This is a genomic window from Plantimonas leprariae (genome assembly GCF_008802405.1).
In the GTDB taxonomy this organism is placed as follows: domain Bacteria; phylum Pseudomonadota; class Alphaproteobacteria; order Rhizobiales; family Rhizobiaceae; genus Plantimonas; species Plantimonas leprariae.
Window position 1 is genome coordinate 88,333 of sequence record NZ_VZDO01000011.1, and the last position, 14,095, is coordinate 102,427.

A 14,095-nucleotide genomic window follows, 5' to 3' on the forward strand; every position below is an offset into this window, starting at 1 on the left:
TCGGGACCGAGCGCGACGAGTTCGGCGTCGGGGTGCTCGGCCGGCCGCGAGCCCGAGGGCCAGCCAGGCGAGAAGCGTCTGCGTCGGTGTTGCCCCGGATACCATCATGCCACCTCGGGTCCGCGCGTCACGCACCGGAAGCCGATGTGGCTGGAGGACGTGTCGACCGGGTGCGCGTGCCGGGCAGCCGGGCGGTAGCGCCGACAGTAGTTCGGGGCGCAGAGGTGCGAGCCGCCCTTCACCACCTTGCGCGGGATGGCGACCCGCGGCTGGCTCGGATCGAAGCTCTCGTCCTCCCGTCCGCCGCGCGGGTTCGACGGGATGCAACACGACTTGCCGGCGTCCGCCTCGTGCCGCGGCGCGTACCAGTCCGCCGTCCACTCCCAGACGTTGCCGATCATGTCGCGGATGCCGAAGCCGTTCGGAGGGAAGGCGCCGACGGGCGAGGTGCGGGCGTAGCCGTCCTCGGCCAGGTTACGGTGCGGGAACTCGCCCTGCCAGGTGTTCGCCATGTGCCGGCCGCCGGGAGCGAACTCGTCTCCCCAGGCGTACTCGGCTCGGTCGAGGCCGCCCCGGGCGGCGAGCTCCCATTCGGCCTCGGTCGGCAGCGCTTTGCCCGCCCATGCGGCGTAGGCCTCGGCGTCGCGATAGCTGACATGGACGACCGGATGGTTCTCAAGCCCGCGGAGCGAGCCGCGCGACCCCTCCGGCCGCCGCCACTGAGCGCCGAACTCGAACCGCCACCAACGACTCCAGTCGGAAAGGTCGACGGAGCCGTCCGGCGGCGCGAACACCATCGAGCCGGCCCGCAGCATGTGCGGGAGCGCGCCGGGGTAGTCCGCCGCGCTCGGCGCCCGCTCGGCCTCGGTGACGTAGCCGGTCGCGCGGACGAACTTGCGGAACTGGCGGTTGGTGACGGGGGTGCGGTCGATCCGGAAGCCGTCGACCCAGACCCGGTGCGCGGGCGCCTCCTCCGGGTAGTGGTCGTCCGACCCCATCCAGAACGTGTCACCGGGAACGAGGACGGTGTCGGCGCTCGGCCCGGCGGGCCGTTCGTCGGGTTCGCGGATCGCTCGAAGGTTGGCGGTCCTGCCCATGGCACCCGCCCTCAGAACTTGCCCGCGACGGACAGGTAGACGGCGTTGCCCTCCGTGCGGTTCTCGACCCCGAACTCCGGCGCCCAGCTCAGGCTGACGGCGATCGGCTTCTCCTTCGGCCCGAAGTCGAACTTCACCATCGGGCCGACCGAGTAGGAGCGTCCCTTGAAGCCGCCGAGGCGGTCGGCGATGCCGCCCTCGTCGCTCTCGACCTGGTAGAGCACCGAGCCGAAGATCCCGGCGGAGAACCGCTCCGTGAACGTCTTCATCGCGACGGCGTCGAGATGGGCCAGCGCGCCGCTGTAGTAGTCGGTGTCCCGGTCCTTCGTGTTGATGTCGATCCCGGCGTTGAGCGACAGGTCGAGCCCGTGCGGCACGTCGAGGTAGGTGTAGGCGACGGTCGGCGAGAAGCTCCAGTAATTCAGGCCGATGTTGTCGAGCGCGCCTTCCTCCCACTTGCCCGTCGGCGCGAAGACGTTGAGGCCGAGGGAGAAGAAGTGCGGGCCGGAATGCCAGCCGAGCCGCGGGCCGAAGGCGATGTCGCCGAGCGCCACCTGGTCGGCCTCCACGTCGAACCGACCGACCGACGCCTCGGCGTCGAGGTACTGGACGGGCACGGACAGGGTGAGGGCGAGCGACGTGCCGGGCGCGATCTCGACGTTGGGCACCCACAGCCCGGTGAAGGTCTCGGCGAGGATGGTGGCCTCGAGGCCGGCGCGGATCTCGCCGGCGACGGGCACCTGCACGTCCGCCCCCAGTGTCCCGTGGTAGAAGGAGGTGGCGGCGTTCCAGTAGAGGCCGGGCGGGGGAACGATGCCCGCGCCCGGGATCGCGAAGGCGCCGGGGATGTAGCGGCCCGCCACCGCCTCGGTGGCGTTCGCGTGGCCGGATCCGGCGACCGTGAGCGCGGCGACCATGGCCGCCGCGATCGCTTTCGCGGCCCCACCGCTCCCCGGGCGCTCGCCGTGCCCCGCGCGTCGTGCCATGTCTCCCCCGAACGGTCCGATCCGGCTGTCCGGACCGTACGCAGGGGCGGTGCGATGGGAAGGATGTAACTGTTACGAAACGTGGGGCCGGGGGTAACAAAATCCCGGAAAACCGGGCTCGCCGATGCCCGTCGGGTCACGCGAGCTCCCGCGACCCGACGAACCGCCGACCGGGCGCAGCCTCGACGGCCGCTTCGACGAGTCGCGCGGCGATCCGCTCCGCTGGGTTGATTCGGAGCGCCCTTGGGAGCAACGGTTGGACGATCCGGCCGAGGGCGAGGGCGACGCGCTCGGCGGGACGGTGCTCGGCCCGTTCGCCCCCGATCAGGCCGGGCCGCAGGATCGTCAGCGACGCGAAGCCGAGCGCCGCGGCGTCGCGCTCGGTCTCGCCCTTCACCCGCGGGTAGAGGAACGGCGACCGTTCGTCGGCCCCGGCCGCCGAGACGAGCGCCAGCGTCGGCGTCCCGTGGGCGCGCGCCAAGCGGAGGGCGGCAAGGACGATGTCGTGGTCGATGTGTCGGAAGGCCGCCGCCGAGCCCGCCTTGCGCCGCGTCGAGCCGAGCGCGCACACCACCGCGTCGGCCTCTTCCGGCAGGCGCTCGAAGTCGACCAGCGGGGCATGGAGCTTGTCGCGCGGCGGGATCGGCCGCCGCACGGGCACCGTCACCGCCGAGATGCGCGCGTCGCGCAGCGCCTGCTCGAGGACGTGGCCGCCGACCAGCCCTGTCGCGCCGAGAAGCAACAGCATCATCGCCGAGGCCGGGATCGCCGGGAGCCTTCCCGGCTCATGCGAGTGCAGTCGTCCACCATCGTGTCCGAACGGCTCGGAGGTTCGACGGTTGCCGTTCTGTCAGGAGACTTCCGCCACGCGCTCCTCGACGACGATCGTCTCGACGATCCCCGCCGGCTCGTAGAGCCACTTCGCCAGCGCGCCCGCCACCATCGCGCCGACGATGGGAGCCAGCCAGAACAGCCAGAGCTGCGCGATGTAGGGGCCGCCGGCGAACAGCGCGGGTCCGGTCGAGCGCGCAGGGTTGACGCTGGTGTTCGTGACCGGGATCGAGATCAGGTGGATCAGGACGAGCGCGAAGCCGATCGGGATGCCGGCGAAGCCCGTCGCCGCGCCCTTCGATGTCGTGCCGATGATGATGAACAGGAAGAAGAAGGTGGTGAGGAACTCCGTCGCGAAGGCCGCGCCCATGCCGTACTTGCCGGGGCTGAGCTCGCCGTAGCCGTTCGAGGCGAAGCCGCCCGGCACCCAGCCGGGCTTGCCGGACGCGATGGCGTAGAGCAGGCCGGCGGCGAGGACGGCGCCCACGACCTGCGCCACGATGTACGGCAGGACGTGGCGGTTGGCGCAGCGGCCCGCCGACCAGAGCCCGAGGGTGACGGCGGGGTTGAAGTGGCCGCCCGAGATGTGGCCGACGGCATAGGCCATCGTGAGGACCGTCAGGCCGAAGGCGAAGGCGACGCCGAGGAAGCCGATCCCCAGCTCCGGGAAGGCGGCGGACAGCACCGCCGCGCCGCACCCCCCGAAGGTCAGCCAGAACGTCCCGAAGAACTCGGCGGCCGCCCGCCGGCTTGTGTCGTCACCCATCGCGAAGGCCTCCCGTCCAAGACCGCCGCCTCCCGGCGTCGTCCGTCGATCGGGCATCCGACGCCAGGTCGTCCAGCATGTAACTGTAACGTAACGGTCGGATCGTGCCCTCGGCCCGCAACGAGCGGGCTTTCCGGCTAGCGTCGCGGGACAACGTTTGCGGCCGGGAGGCAGCGCATGCGCAATCCGATCCAGATCGCCGTCGCAGTCGCGATGGCATGCGCCGCCTCCGCCTGCGCCGGACGCCCCGACGGCGTGCTGGCGCCGCTCGCCTCGTCGACCACGGTCGCCGGCGCGTCGGACGTCGACATGCTGGTGGCGACGACCCGCGAGCCGCTCGGCGATCCCGCTTTCCTCTACTCGGGCGAGCGGGGCGCCCGGCTAAGCCTCACCGACCTCGACATCTCCATCCCGCCGGAAGCGGCCCGCAAGGTCGGCGAGGTGCAGTGGCCGCGCCGCCTGCCGCCTGACCCGGCCCGCGACTTCGCGATCCTGCGGTCCGAGCCGGTCGAGCTTCGCGACAGCCCGGCCTGGATGCGGCAACACCTCGGGGCCAAGCGGCGGGTGCTGGTCTTCGTGCACGGCTTCAACAACCGCTTCGACGACGCGGTCTACCGCTTCGCCCAGATCGTCCACGACGCAAACGCCGATGTGACGCCCGTCCTGTTCACCTGGCCGTCCCGGGCCAGCGTCTTCGACTACAACTACGACAAGGAGAGCACGAACTACTCGCGCGACGGCCTCGAGGCGGTGCTGCAAGCGCTGGCGCGGGACCCGAACGTCGGCGAGGTCGCCGTGCTCGCCCACTCGATGGGGACGTGGCTCGCGGTCGAGTCGCTACGGCAGATGGCGATCCGAGACGGGCGGGTCGCGCGCAAGATCCGCAACGTCATGCTCGCCTCGCCGGACATCGACATCGACGTGTTCCGCAAGCAGTGGGCGGAACTTGGGGAACCCCGGCCGAAGTTCACGATCTTCGTGTCGACCGACGACCGGGCGCTCGCGCTGTCCCGGCTGATCTCCGGCAACCGCGGCCGCGTCGGCGCGGTGGACCCGTCGCGTGAGCCGGCCCGCAGCGCGATCGAGCGCGCCGGGATCGACGTCATCGACCTGACGACGGTCCGGGGTGGCGACCGCCTGAACCACACGAAGTTCGCGCAGAGTCCGGAGATCGTCCAACTGATCGGGCGTCGGCTGACGAACCAGCCGATCACCGACAGCCGGGTCGGGGTGGGCGAGGCGATCGGCGCGGTCGCGGTCGGGGCGACGCAGGCCGTCGGGCAGACCGCCGCCGCGGTGATCGCGGCGCCGATCGCGGTGCTCGACCCGACGACGCGGCGCAACCTGCCGAAGGCGGTCGGCGCTGCGGCGGACAGCGCGGGCGCAGCTCTCGATCCGGTCCTAGCGGCGAGCCGGACGGCGGGCATGTAACAGTTACATACTCTCGTCCGACACGGCGCGGCGGCGGCATGTAACAGTAACATGCTCGCGCTTTGGTTCGGCGTGCCGGAAACCGGGGTCGTTGCTGACTCGACCGCCGGGGGATCGGCATGTCGCCGGAGAGCAGGCGCCGCGGCCTCGCCAAGCTGATGCTCAGGCTGCCCGCCCTGCGCGGGGAGCTCCAAGTCTCGTTCGCCCACAGCGAGGAGGTTGCGAGCCTGTGCAGCGCCTTCGACGAGGCGACGGCGACGCTCGACCGCCTCCGGCGCGAGCGGGCGGCCGCCGACGCGGCGATCCTCGCGGAGTACGAGACCGTCTGCCGCGAGATCGAGGCCGAGCTGATCCGGCATTGCCTCGCCGCGATCTGAGGCACACCGCCCCGCCGTAACAGTAACGTACTTGTCCGCGGGGACGGGCGGTCGAAGCTGGCGACATCCCAACAGCCGTGGATCGCCGCCATGATCGAATACCGGAAGCGCAGGTGGACGCTGCCTGGCCACCCGCTGCCGACGGCGCTGGTCGCCGCGATGCTGATCGCCTCGTCGCCTCCCGCAGTCACGCAGGAGGCGACGCCCGACGCACCCGCCGGGGTGTCGGACACCGCAGCGCCGACGATCCCGGAGGCCGATGTGCCGATGTCGGACGTCGAGGAGGGACCGCCGATCGAGCCCGCCGCCGTCGCGGCGTTGACCCGCATGGGTGAGGCGATCGCTGCGATGAAGACCTTCGAGCTGAAGAGCGCGACCTCGGTGGAGATCGTCCTCGACGACGACCAAAAGCTTCTGGTAGAGGGCACGGCCGACTACCGGGCACGCCGCCCGGACCGCCTGCGCGTCGAGATGACGACGGACGTCGTCCACCGCGAACTCGTCTACGACGGCAGGACGGTGACCTACGCGTCGCCGGACCGGAACGTCTACGGCAGCTTCGACGCGCCGCCGACGATCAAGGCGATGCTGGAGCGGGCGGCCGCGACCTACGACCTCTCCCTGCCGCTGGCGGACCTCTTCGACTGGGGCACGCCTGACGCGCCGTTCGAGAAGATCCTGCGCGCCTTCAAGGTCGGCGAGGCGACGATCGGCGGCAAGAGCGCGGACCACTACGCCTTCCGCGCCGAGGACCAGGACTGGGAGCTGTGGCTCGCCGCCGAAGGCGACCCGCTGCCGCTGAAGTACTCGCTCGTCGACCGCCTCGACCCGGCCGGACCCCGCTTCTCCGCGACGCTCGAGTGGACACCCCGGGAGGCGATCCCCGACGACGAGTTCCGGTTCGTCCCACCGGGCGGGATGACGAAGATCGGCTTCCTCAAGTCGGAGGACGGCAAATGATCGCCCTGCGATGCTTCAAGATCCTGGGCCTCGCGGTCGGCACGCTCGCGGTCGGCCTCTCCGTCATCCCGCCGGACGTCGCCGACGCTCGCGGCCGCTTCATGAGCGCGCGGATGGCGCGGGCCAACCTCGGCGGCCACTACAACGTGCGCCGCCCCTACGTGCGGCCCGGCTTCAACGGCGGCGGGGTCCGATACCGTCCGGGTCCATACCCGCGGCCGTATCCCGTCCCGGTGCCCGTGCCCGTCCGGCCGGCCCTGCCGTATTACCCGGGCTACCATCCCGTCGCGCGGGCGGCGGTCGCCTTCACCGCCGGCGCGGTCGTGGCGGGCACGATCGTCGCCTCGGTGCCGACGAGCTGCGAGACGCTGGTCGTGAATGGCATCGCCTACAGGCGTTGCTCCAACGGATGGTACGAGCCGCGCTACCAGGGCCACGATGTCGTCTACGTGGTCGTTCCCGCGCCGCGTTGACGTCCCGCGATCAGGTCTCGCTTACCGTGTCCCGTCCGTCCTTCGCCGGAGGCGGCAACGAGGTGGCCACCGCCGCGCCGATCGCCTCGTCGGTGAGGTGTCGGCCGCCCGCGTCGACGCTGACGCGGGGGCGCGCGAAGCGGATCCCGGCCCCGGCGAAGGCGTCGCGGACCCGGGCGTAGACCTCGCGCTGCAACGCGAACTGTTCGCCCGGTACCGCGGTGAACTTCACCCCGACCACCATGCCGTAGGGCTCCATCCGGCGGACGCCCTGGAACTTCACCGGGTCGAGCAGCGACTTTCCGATTTCCTCGTCCGCGGCGATCTCCGCGCCGATGCCGCGCACCAAGCGCTTCGCCTCGCGCAGGTCCGTGTCGAAGTCGACGAGGAACTCGAGCTTCACGATCGCCCAGTCGCGGCTCTGGTTGTTGACGACGCCGATCTGGCCGAACGGCACGGTGTAGATCGCCCCGCGCGAGTGCCGGAGCTTCATCGAGCGGATCGACAGGCTCTCGACGGTGCCCTTGGCGCTGCCGACCTCGATGTACTCGCCGATCCGAAAGGCGTCGTCGGCGAGGAAGAACAGGCCGGAGATGACGTCCTTGACCAGCGCCTGCGAACCGAAGCCGACAGCGATGCCGAAGATGCCCGCTCCGGCGAGGAGCGGGCCGATGTGGACGCCCATCGAGGCTAGCACGACCATCCCCGTCACTGTGACGATGAGGGCGGCCGCGATGGTGCGCAGCAGCGGCACGAAGGTCTCGATCCGCGAGGCATGCCGCCCGGCATGCGCGTCGGTGTCCGGCGGGACGATGCCTGTTGCGCGGCCGGCGGCTAGGCCGTCGAGCGCCGCCTCCGCGACCTGCCAGAGAAGGCTGCCGAGCGCCACCGCGACGGCGACGTCGATCATGACGCGGGCGACGCCTTCGCCGAGGCGGTCGGAGGCCATCTCCACCAGGTGGACGTCGAGGAGCCGGGCGAGGACCAGCCAGAACGCGATGAACAGGCCGAGCCGGGCGCAGCGTCGCACGGTCGCCCGCCACGGCCGGACCGTGCCCTCGCTGCCGATCGTCGGCAACGGCAGCAATGCCATCGTCGCGGGAAGCGCCCCGAGGGCGAGAAGCGCCAGCGCGCCGGACAAGAACGCGGCCGGACCCTCGCGCAGCGCCGAGACGATCGTGGCCGCAGCGATCAGGAAGAGCACCGAGCCGAAGAACCACTCCGCCCGCCGCGACAGGAGATGATGGATCGGGTCATGTCCGGAAGCAGGGTCCGACGAGGCGATGGAAGTCGATCCGTGTTCGAGCGTGCGGAAGCGTGCCAGGAGCGCGACCGCGCCCGCCATCAGGACGAGCCACAGGCACATGCCGAGGAAGAGGCGAGCGTCGACCGGGGTCCCGGCGAGCCGCATCAGGCCGAGCGTCGTGTAGCCGACGGCCGTCACAGTCAGTTCGGCGGTCACGAGCGCCGCGGTCGTCCGGTCCGCGGCGACGCCGCCGCGCCTGAGCGCCAGCCCGGCCAGCGCGGCGTTGAGGACGACGAACCCGACGGACAGGACGACGACAAGGGACACGGCGCGCACCCGATCGGCGACGGGAAAGGCGAGGTGGACGAGGACGCCGGCGGCGACGAAGGAGGCGCTACCGAGGAACCAGCCGCGAAAGCCGTGTTCCGGTGCGACGAGGCGCTCGACGAGCCGCCGCGCCGCCTGCGCAACGGCGACGAGGACGAGCGAGCAGGCGGCGAGTGCGAGCCACTCGCGCGGGGTCCCGACCCAAGCCGCCGTCCGGGCGAGGTTGTCCGGCACGAGGTCGGCGGCGGCGATGAGGCGGCGGAGCGTGTCCGAGGCCCACGTGGCCGCCGCGACCATGCCGGAGGCGTCCATCATGCCGGAGGCGCCAGTCGGGACGGGCGAGCCGTCGGCGGCTTCCTGGGCCGTAGCCATCCCGGGCACGAGTGCCGCGAACGCGACAAGGCGCGTCGGCCATCCCCGAATGACGTTCGGTTTCTCCATTCCCGGCTTCCGATTCGGTCGACGATCCGACCTTGTGGCCGGGAACCGTCGCACCGAGCGGCCGCTGGCGCCAGCGAGTTACCGTTACATCCTCCGCCGGACATCGCGGAGACGCTTGCGAAGGCTTGGCGCCGCGGTGCAGCGAGATTTAGACCATGCCTCGAACAGGCATCACAGGCGGTCGCGCTCGACGTACGCCCGGAAACGCTCGCGGATCTGCGCCCTCTGGTTCCGCAGTTGCCTCATGACGGGACGCGCGTCGGCTCCCATGACCTCCTCCGCCCGCTTGACGTAGGTCCAGAACTACCAGTCCGCCTTGTCGCAGACAGCCTCGAATTCGCGGACGCGGCCGAAACGCGCCTCGATGCGTCGGTAGTCGTAGCGGTCGCAAATCTCGTCGACAGACCACGAGGCGTATCTCCGCGACTGCGCGATGGCCTCGCGGCGAACGACGCCGGCGATCTTCTGCCGGAGCACCGACAGCGTCGAGTCGCGCAGGTGGACCCGACGGCCGTCGAAGCGGAAGCCCAGGTACTCGAAACGCTTGTTCGGGGAGCCGGCGCTGACGGACGCACAGCGCAGTTCGCCGTCATGGCGGGTGAACCTGTGGATGGCCGTCTTGCCGTCGGCGATCTTCAGTTCGTCGCCTTGGAGGGTTATCGCCGACGCGACGGTCGCCGCGAGCGCACCCGGAGCGATCGCGTCGGCGGGGACGACGAACAGGATGTCGTCGCTGTAGCGGCTGTAGTGGCCGCCGAGCCCCGTCGCCAGCTCCTTCATGTCCCTGTCGAAGTCGAGCATGTAGATGTTGGCGAGGAGGTCCGAGATCGGCGTTCCCTGCGGGATCCCGAACCTCTCCTTCCGCGTCACCGCGATCTTCGGGTGCCTGCCGCCCTCGCCGAACACCACCTCCCGCATGACCCGCGCGTCGCACAGGCGGATCGGGATCCTGCGACGGTCGACGAGGAAACCCTCCACGGGATCGCGGCGACCCCGCACCGTCTTCTCGCCCCAGAAGCCCAGCCGACGGTAGACCTCGATCTGGTCGACCTCGACGTATTTCGTCACACTCCTGAAGACCCTGTAGTGGTCGGGCGGAAGGTCTCGGACCCCGAGGAGGGATGCCCACACCGCCTTCAGGCGGGCGTGGTCGAGGCTCTCGAAGAAGCCCTTGATGTCGAGGCAGAGCGTGTGGCAGTCGCCGAGCCGCCGGATGTGCCCGATCGCGTCGTAGGCGAAGTCGATGTTGCACTTGTTCCCGCGGCGGTACGGGCTCGGAATCCGGCGGTAGGCGGCGACGGCGTCGCTCAGTCCAAGCGCGGCGAGCCGCTCCTCGTAGAGGCACGACAACCAGTCGCGGTAGCGCGTGTAGATGTAGGCGTCGGTTCGGGCCGCGTAGCGGATCGGCCTTTTCTTCGGCGCCTTTCGTGGACGGTCCGGACGCCGGAAGTACCGCTTCACGTCGTCGAACAGGAGCAGAGGATGGAACGCGTGGGCCGCGACGGCCACGGGGTCGGTCGCGAGATCGGTGGCCCCCGCCGCGCTGAGCGGACTGTCGAAGTGCGGGTAGTTCTTCAGCTTCGCTGGCGGCATCGTCCACGGGCGGGGCGGTGCGAGAAGGGACGCTGGTCGGGATGGCATTCCGTCGTCCCAGCGCCCCTTGCCGTTTCTGAGCGAGACCCCGGGTGGGATCTCTAATGCTGCCGTGTACCGAACATGCTGCGGTATGCTGGTCGTGCCGTCCTCATCGGACTGTCGACCGTCCTGCCGGAACTTGCCGGCGATCCAACCAAGGAGATGATCTCGTTGTTCATCGACCTGATTTCGTCGCGGCCCGTTGACAGGGTCAACCCACCACTCGCAAGCCTGGCGCCTGCGATGCGCGAGGATTGGTTCAGCCGCCCGATTCGCGCAAGCCCCGGTTGAAGGATTCGTTCAAGGATACGTGGCAATCGCCCGACGCGGCGACCCCGTCCGGCAAGCGGGCGTCCGGGAGCCGCGTCACTCCGGTCACCCCGACCCCGGTACGACGGACGGGGCGGGATGGGCCGGAGCGACGCGTCGGCGCCCGGCCGTCACCCCCGCCCCTCCATGACGAGTTCCAGCCTCGACGGCTCCCGGCCGGCCCGGCCTTCCGCCGCCAGCACGGCGGCGACGCGCTCGATGGTCTCCCTCTCGGCCCGGACGATCGCCCTGGCCCGTTCGAAGGCACCGTCGAGGATCTTCCGCACGGCCAGCCGGAGCGTGGCGTCCCAGCGGATGGCCTCGACGCCTTCCCCGCGGGCCGCCACGCGGTGGACCAATCCGTCGCCGAGCCCGAACGACGCCTCGATCGCCACCGCGATCGCCGTGGCGTTCGCGATGTCGCTTCCCTCGGGTCCGCCCGCGCCGTCGCCGCGGTCGCCGACGATCTCCTCCTCGGCGGCCGTGCCGGCGAGCAGGACGGCGATCTCAGCGAGGCAGCTTCCGCGGGTCCGGTCGAAGCCCGCACGCCGCGTGAACTCGGTGCCGGGCGAGGTTCCCTCGCGCAGGCGGCGGTCGACCCTCGCCTCGACCGGGTCGCTGCCCGACTCGTCCGCGAGCGCGGTGCCGACCACGAGGTGCGCGGCTTCGTGCACGCAGACCCTTCGGAACAAGGCGTCCGACATCCGTTCCTCGGGCGGCAGGCCCGCCTCGACATCGGCGAGGGTCAGTTCCTCCCGCCGCCGCCGCGCCCGCCGCCGACCGTCGCGGACCAGCAGCTCGATCTCCGCGCCCGTCGCACCCTCCATGCGTTCGGCCAACGGCCCGAGGTCCGCCGCCTCCATCGCGCCGCGCAGGTGGTGGCGGAGGATCCCGACGCGTGCCGCGGCATCGGGCAGCCGCATGCGCAGTACCCGGTCAAGCCGTCCCGGCCGCGTGATCGCGGGATCCACCAGCTCGGGGTAATTGGTAGCGCCGACCACCACGACGCCCTCGCGTCCCGCCGCGCCGTCGAGCTGCTCGAGCAGGCCGTCGATGACCTGACGCGAGTAGGCGGCGTAGCGGTCGCCCGGATCGACGCGCGACCCGAAGGCGTCCGCCTCGTCGAGGAACAGCACGCACGGCGCCGACTTCCTCGCCTCGTCGAACGCCTGCCTCATGGCCTTGAGCAGGTCGCCGAGATGGCCGCGCGCCTGCCACGCGGCGAAGGAATGGAGGGCGCCGACTTCCTCGCCTCGTCGAACGCCTGCCTCATGGCCTTGAGCAGGTCGCCGAGATGGCCGCGCGCCTGCCACGCGGCGAAGGAATGGAGATGGACGGGAACGCCGCACGACCTGCCCAGGGCCGCGGCGAACATCGTCTTGCCGACCCCGGGCGGCCCCGTCACGAGGACGCCCCGGTCGACGTCGGTCCACGGGATCGCGCCGGCGCGGTAGTCGGCGATGTCGCGCACGAGTTCGGCGCCCCACTCGCCGACCTCGCCGAGGCCCGACAGTTCCTCCAGCCGGGGTCCGGAGCTCGCCGTCGGCGGGTTCGCTGCCGGCGGCCCGGCCGGCTCCGCTTCCGCCGCGACCGCCGCGAGCAGCCTTCGCGCGACGCCGAGGCTGCGCTCGACGCCGCGGCCCTTCACGACGACGCTGTCGAGAAGGTCGATCGGCAGGGAGGCGACGAGGTCGAGCCCTTGCCGATCCGGCGCCCTCCCCACGATGGCCATGAACGCCCCGCGCAGGACGCGCCGATCGACCGGACCGAAGTCCACGACGCCCTCGGCCGTGGCGAGGAACGCCCCGGGCACCGCGTCCCGGGACGGGAACAGGAACGCCGCGCGCTCGCCCCCCTTCGCGGCCTCCCGAACGAGGGTCTTGAGGTTGCGCTTGCCGTTGGACGAGACATCGGTGCGGTCGTAGATCGAGACGTCGAAGCCGTAGTTCGCGGTGAGGTTGGCGCCCATGATGTCCCTTGCGGCGGAGGACACGGCATCGACGGCCCCCTCCGACACGCCCGCGATGCCGACCGTGCACGGTTCGTGGCACAGCACGTGGTGGAGGTTCGCCTGCCGCAGCGCGTGGACGATCATCCCGCGGGCGACGAAGGCGGACGGGGACAGGTGTCGCGGCGGCAACTGCCTCTTCTTTCCTGCGACGCGCGCCGCCTGCTTCCCGAGCGAGAAAACGGTCATTGCCGTCCCCTCCGGTCGGCGTCGGCGTCGCGCGGGCCGAGCGCGTACCATCTCGAGAGCGTGCGCGCGTAGCCGTGGTCGGGCGCCCAGACCCACAGGTCCGAGGTCACGCCCATCCGTCCGTCGCGGATGTCGGGGTGGCCGACGATGTGTCCCCGAAGGCAGGGCGCCGGGCGCGTGTCGAGGACCCAGCCACGGATGCCGGCCGATCCCTCGATCGAGGCGGGATCGGGGTGGCGGCCGAGTTTCAGGGCCTCGAGGTCGGCGACGAGGCGCTTCAAGCGGTCGAGGTGATCGTCGAGGCCGAGGATGTCGCCCTGGGGCGAGACGATGATGGTCATGGCAAGGATTCCCGTTCGCGGCCGCCGTCGGGCGCGCCGCGCGATGGAGTGGATGTCTGGTGGGGAGGGGGTCAGCCGCGGAAGCGGGTGACCCTCGTTTCCGGGCCGAGGGGACCGCTGTCGAGGTCGATCTCGACGAAGCGCCGCAACGCGAGCGCCGCGACCGCCCCTATGGGGTCGGCGGCGTTCCGCACTGCCGACATGCATTCGATCAGGGAAAGCGAGCCTTCCTGGTCCAGGGCGGCGAGCAGCACGATGCGCTGGCTGAGCGAGACGCGCCATTTGGCGTAGCGCAGGAGTTCGCGCGAGTTCTCCAGCCGGTCCCCGGCGAGGTCGGCGGCGGGAACGATCCGTAGGACGGCGCCGCGTTCGGCGGCCGCCTCCTGCGCCCAACCGGGAGCGGAGAAGTTTTCCGGTCGCTCGGCGACGGCGACGAGTTCGCGTCCGGAAGCGCGCGTCACCGCGAGGTCCACGACGTACGTACGCCCACCGTCCGCCAGGGGCCGGGGAAGGCACGACCATTCGACGACGTCGGCGTCGACGTCCAAGAGGCAGGCGGCGTCCCGCACCGCCTGCGACCGGAACCTGGGCTCGCCGACACACCGTACGGTGTGCCGCGGCTCGTACGCGTTCCCGCACGGTTCCCTTCGGGGTACCCTTCGCCCGTCGGGGGACGAT

Annotated in this window: 15 protein-coding genes; 5 read left to right on the forward strand and 10 right to left on the reverse strand. The window is 71.1% G+C overall.

Going from position 1 to position 14,095, the window contains the following annotated elements:
- Positions 1-104: 104 nt before the first annotated feature.
- The 4 genes from F6X38_RS14230 to aqpZ all read right to left on the reverse strand — a co-directional run bounded on the left by F6X38_RS14230 (position 105) and on the right by aqpZ (position 3,680).
- A complete protein-coding gene (locus F6X38_RS14230) occupies positions 105-1,097 on the reverse strand; it encodes a formylglycine-generating enzyme family protein (RefSeq protein ID WP_150970652.1) in 993 nt (330 codons plus the stop codon).
- An 11-nt stretch (positions 1,098-1,108) separates the two neighbouring features.
- Complete coding sequence (locus F6X38_RS14235) at positions 1,109-2,014, reverse strand: SphA family protein (RefSeq protein ID WP_161992761.1); 906 nt, start codon at positions 2,012-2,014, stop codon at positions 1,109-1,111.
- A 205-nt stretch (positions 2,015-2,219) separates the two neighbouring features.
- Positions 2,220-2,834 (reverse strand): NAD(P)H-binding protein, encoded by a 615-nt coding sequence (locus tag F6X38_RS14240; RefSeq protein WP_150970656.1) that lies wholly within the window; start codon positions 2,832-2,834, stop codon positions 2,220-2,222.
- Between the two features lie 99 nt (positions 2,835-2,933).
- Positions 2,934-3,680 carry an aquaporin Z gene (aqpZ, locus tag F6X38_RS14245; protein WP_150970658.1) on the reverse strand — a complete coding sequence of 249 codons (747 nt, stop codon included), beginning with the start codon at positions 3,678-3,680 and terminating at the stop codon, positions 2,934-2,936.
- 177 nt (positions 3,681-3,857) lie between these two features.
- Between aqpZ and F6X38_RS14250 the strand changes: the two genes are divergently transcribed.
- The 4 genes from F6X38_RS14250 (at position 3,858) to F6X38_RS23920 (ending at position 6,921) form a co-directional block, all read left to right on the forward strand.
- Positions 3,858-5,111 (forward strand): alpha/beta hydrolase, encoded by a 1,254-nt coding sequence (locus F6X38_RS14250; protein ID WP_150970664.1) that lies wholly within the window; start codon positions 3,858-3,860, stop codon positions 5,109-5,111.
- 119 nt (positions 5,112-5,230) lie between these two features.
- Positions 5,231-5,488 (forward strand): hypothetical protein, encoded by a 258-nt coding sequence (locus tag F6X38_RS14255; RefSeq protein WP_150970666.1) that lies wholly within the window; start codon positions 5,231-5,233, stop codon positions 5,486-5,488.
- Positions 5,489-5,578: 90 nt separating this feature from the next.
- Positions 5,579-6,448, forward strand: coding sequence for a DUF2092 domain-containing protein (locus F6X38_RS14260; RefSeq protein WP_246191352.1), 870 nt, complete (start codon positions 5,579-5,581; stop codon positions 6,446-6,448).
- On the forward strand, positions 6,445-6,921 hold the full coding sequence (locus F6X38_RS23920; protein WP_246191353.1) for a hypothetical protein: 477 nt from the start codon (positions 6,445-6,447) through the stop codon (positions 6,919-6,921). Before F6X38_RS14260 ends, F6X38_RS23920 begins: the two co-directional genes overlap by 4 nt.
- Before the next feature lie 10 nt (positions 6,922-6,931).
- On the opposite strand, the gene F6X38_RS14270 is transcribed toward F6X38_RS23920, so the two are convergent.
- Complete coding sequence (locus F6X38_RS14270) at positions 6,932-8,866, reverse strand: mechanosensitive ion channel family protein (RefSeq protein ID WP_150970667.1); 1,935 nt, start codon at positions 8,864-8,866, stop codon at positions 6,932-6,934.
- Positions 8,867-9,238: 372 nt separating this feature from the next.
- Complete coding sequence (locus F6X38_RS14275) at positions 9,239-10,576, reverse strand: reverse transcriptase domain-containing protein (RefSeq protein ID WP_150970670.1); 1,338 nt, start codon at positions 10,574-10,576, stop codon at positions 9,239-9,241.
- A 75-nt stretch (positions 10,577-10,651) separates the two neighbouring features.
- Between F6X38_RS14275 and F6X38_RS23430 the strand changes: the two genes are divergently transcribed.
- Positions 10,652-10,861, forward strand: a complete 210-nt coding sequence (locus F6X38_RS23430; protein WP_161992762.1) for a hypothetical protein — start codon at positions 10,652-10,654, stop codon at positions 10,859-10,861.
- A gap of 149 nt (positions 10,862-11,010) precedes the next feature.
- Here the strand turns inward: F6X38_RS23430 and F6X38_RS14280 are convergent, their stop codons facing one another.
- From F6X38_RS14280 to F6X38_RS14295, 4 genes are all read right to left on the reverse strand, one after another.
- Positions 11,011-12,057: an AAA family ATPase gene (locus tag F6X38_RS14280; protein WP_150970672.1), complete on the reverse strand. Its 1,047-nt coding sequence runs from the start codon at positions 12,055-12,057 to the stop codon at positions 11,011-11,013.
- A complete protein-coding gene (locus tag F6X38_RS14285; protein WP_161992763.1) occupies positions 12,054-13,076 on the reverse strand; it encodes an AAA family ATPase in 1,023 nt (340 codons plus the stop codon). The genes F6X38_RS14280 and F6X38_RS14285 overlap by 4 nt, the downstream gene beginning before the upstream one ends.
- The gene (locus F6X38_RS14290) at positions 13,073-13,417 is read right to left on the reverse strand and encodes a hypothetical protein (RefSeq protein WP_150970676.1); all 345 of its coding nucleotides are present in this window, start codon (positions 13,415-13,417) and stop codon (positions 13,073-13,075) included. The genes F6X38_RS14285 and F6X38_RS14290 overlap by 4 nt, the downstream gene beginning before the upstream one ends.
- Before the next feature lie 71 nt (positions 13,418-13,488).
- Entirely contained in the window at positions 13,489-13,986 is a 498-nt protein-coding gene (locus F6X38_RS14295; protein WP_210248890.1) for a hypothetical protein, read from the reverse strand.
- Positions 13,987-14,095 lie beyond the last annotated feature (109 nt).

Bases quoted from the DNA above. Each gene is read 5' to 3' on its own strand.
- F6X38_RS14230 (WP_150970652.1), bottom strand. From the start codon at position 1,097: ATGGGCAGGACCGCCAACCTTCGAGCGATCCGCGAACCCGACGAACGG.
- F6X38_RS14235 (WP_161992761.1), bottom strand. From the start codon at position 2,014: ATGGTCGCCGCGCTCACGGTCGCCGGATCCGGCCACGCGAACGCCACC.
- F6X38_RS14240 (WP_150970656.1), bottom strand. From the start codon at position 2,834: ATGATGCTGTTGCTTCTCGGCGCGACAGGGCTGGTCGGCGGCCACGTC.
- aqpZ (WP_150970658.1), bottom strand. From the start codon at position 3,680: ATGGGTGACGACACAAGCCGGCGGGCGGCCGCCGAGTTCTTCGGGACG.
- F6X38_RS14250 (WP_150970664.1), top strand. From the start codon at position 3,858: ATGCGCAATCCGATCCAGATCGCCGTCGCAGTCGCGATGGCATGCGCC.
- F6X38_RS14255 (WP_150970666.1), top strand. From the start codon at position 5,231: ATGTCGCCGGAGAGCAGGCGCCGCGGCCTCGCCAAGCTGATGCTCAGG.
- F6X38_RS14260 (WP_246191352.1), top strand. From the start codon at position 5,579: ATGATCGAATACCGGAAGCGCAGGTGGACGCTGCCTGGCCACCCGCTG.
- F6X38_RS23920 (WP_246191353.1), top strand. From the start codon at position 6,445: ATGATCGCCCTGCGATGCTTCAAGATCCTGGGCCTCGCGGTCGGCACG.
- F6X38_RS14270 (WP_150970667.1), bottom strand. From the start codon at position 8,866: ATGGCTACGGCCCAGGAAGCCGCCGACGGCTCGCCCGTCCCGACTGGC.
- F6X38_RS14275 (WP_150970670.1), bottom strand. From the start codon at position 10,576: ATGCCATCCCGACCAGCGTCCCTTCTCGCACCGCCCCGCCCGTGGACG.
- F6X38_RS23430 (WP_161992762.1), top strand. From the start codon at position 10,652: ATGCTGCGGTATGCTGGTCGTGCCGTCCTCATCGGACTGTCGACCGTC.
- F6X38_RS14280 (WP_150970672.1), bottom strand. From the start codon at position 12,057: ATGAGGCAGGCGTTCGACGAGGCGAGGAAGTCGGCGCCGTGCGTGCTG.
- F6X38_RS14285 (WP_161992763.1), bottom strand. From the start codon at position 13,076: ATGACCGTTTTCTCGCTCGGGAAGCAGGCGGCGCGCGTCGCAGGAAAG.
- F6X38_RS14290 (WP_150970676.1), bottom strand. From the start codon at position 13,417: ATGACCATCATCGTCTCGCCCCAGGGCGACATCCTCGGCCTCGACGAT.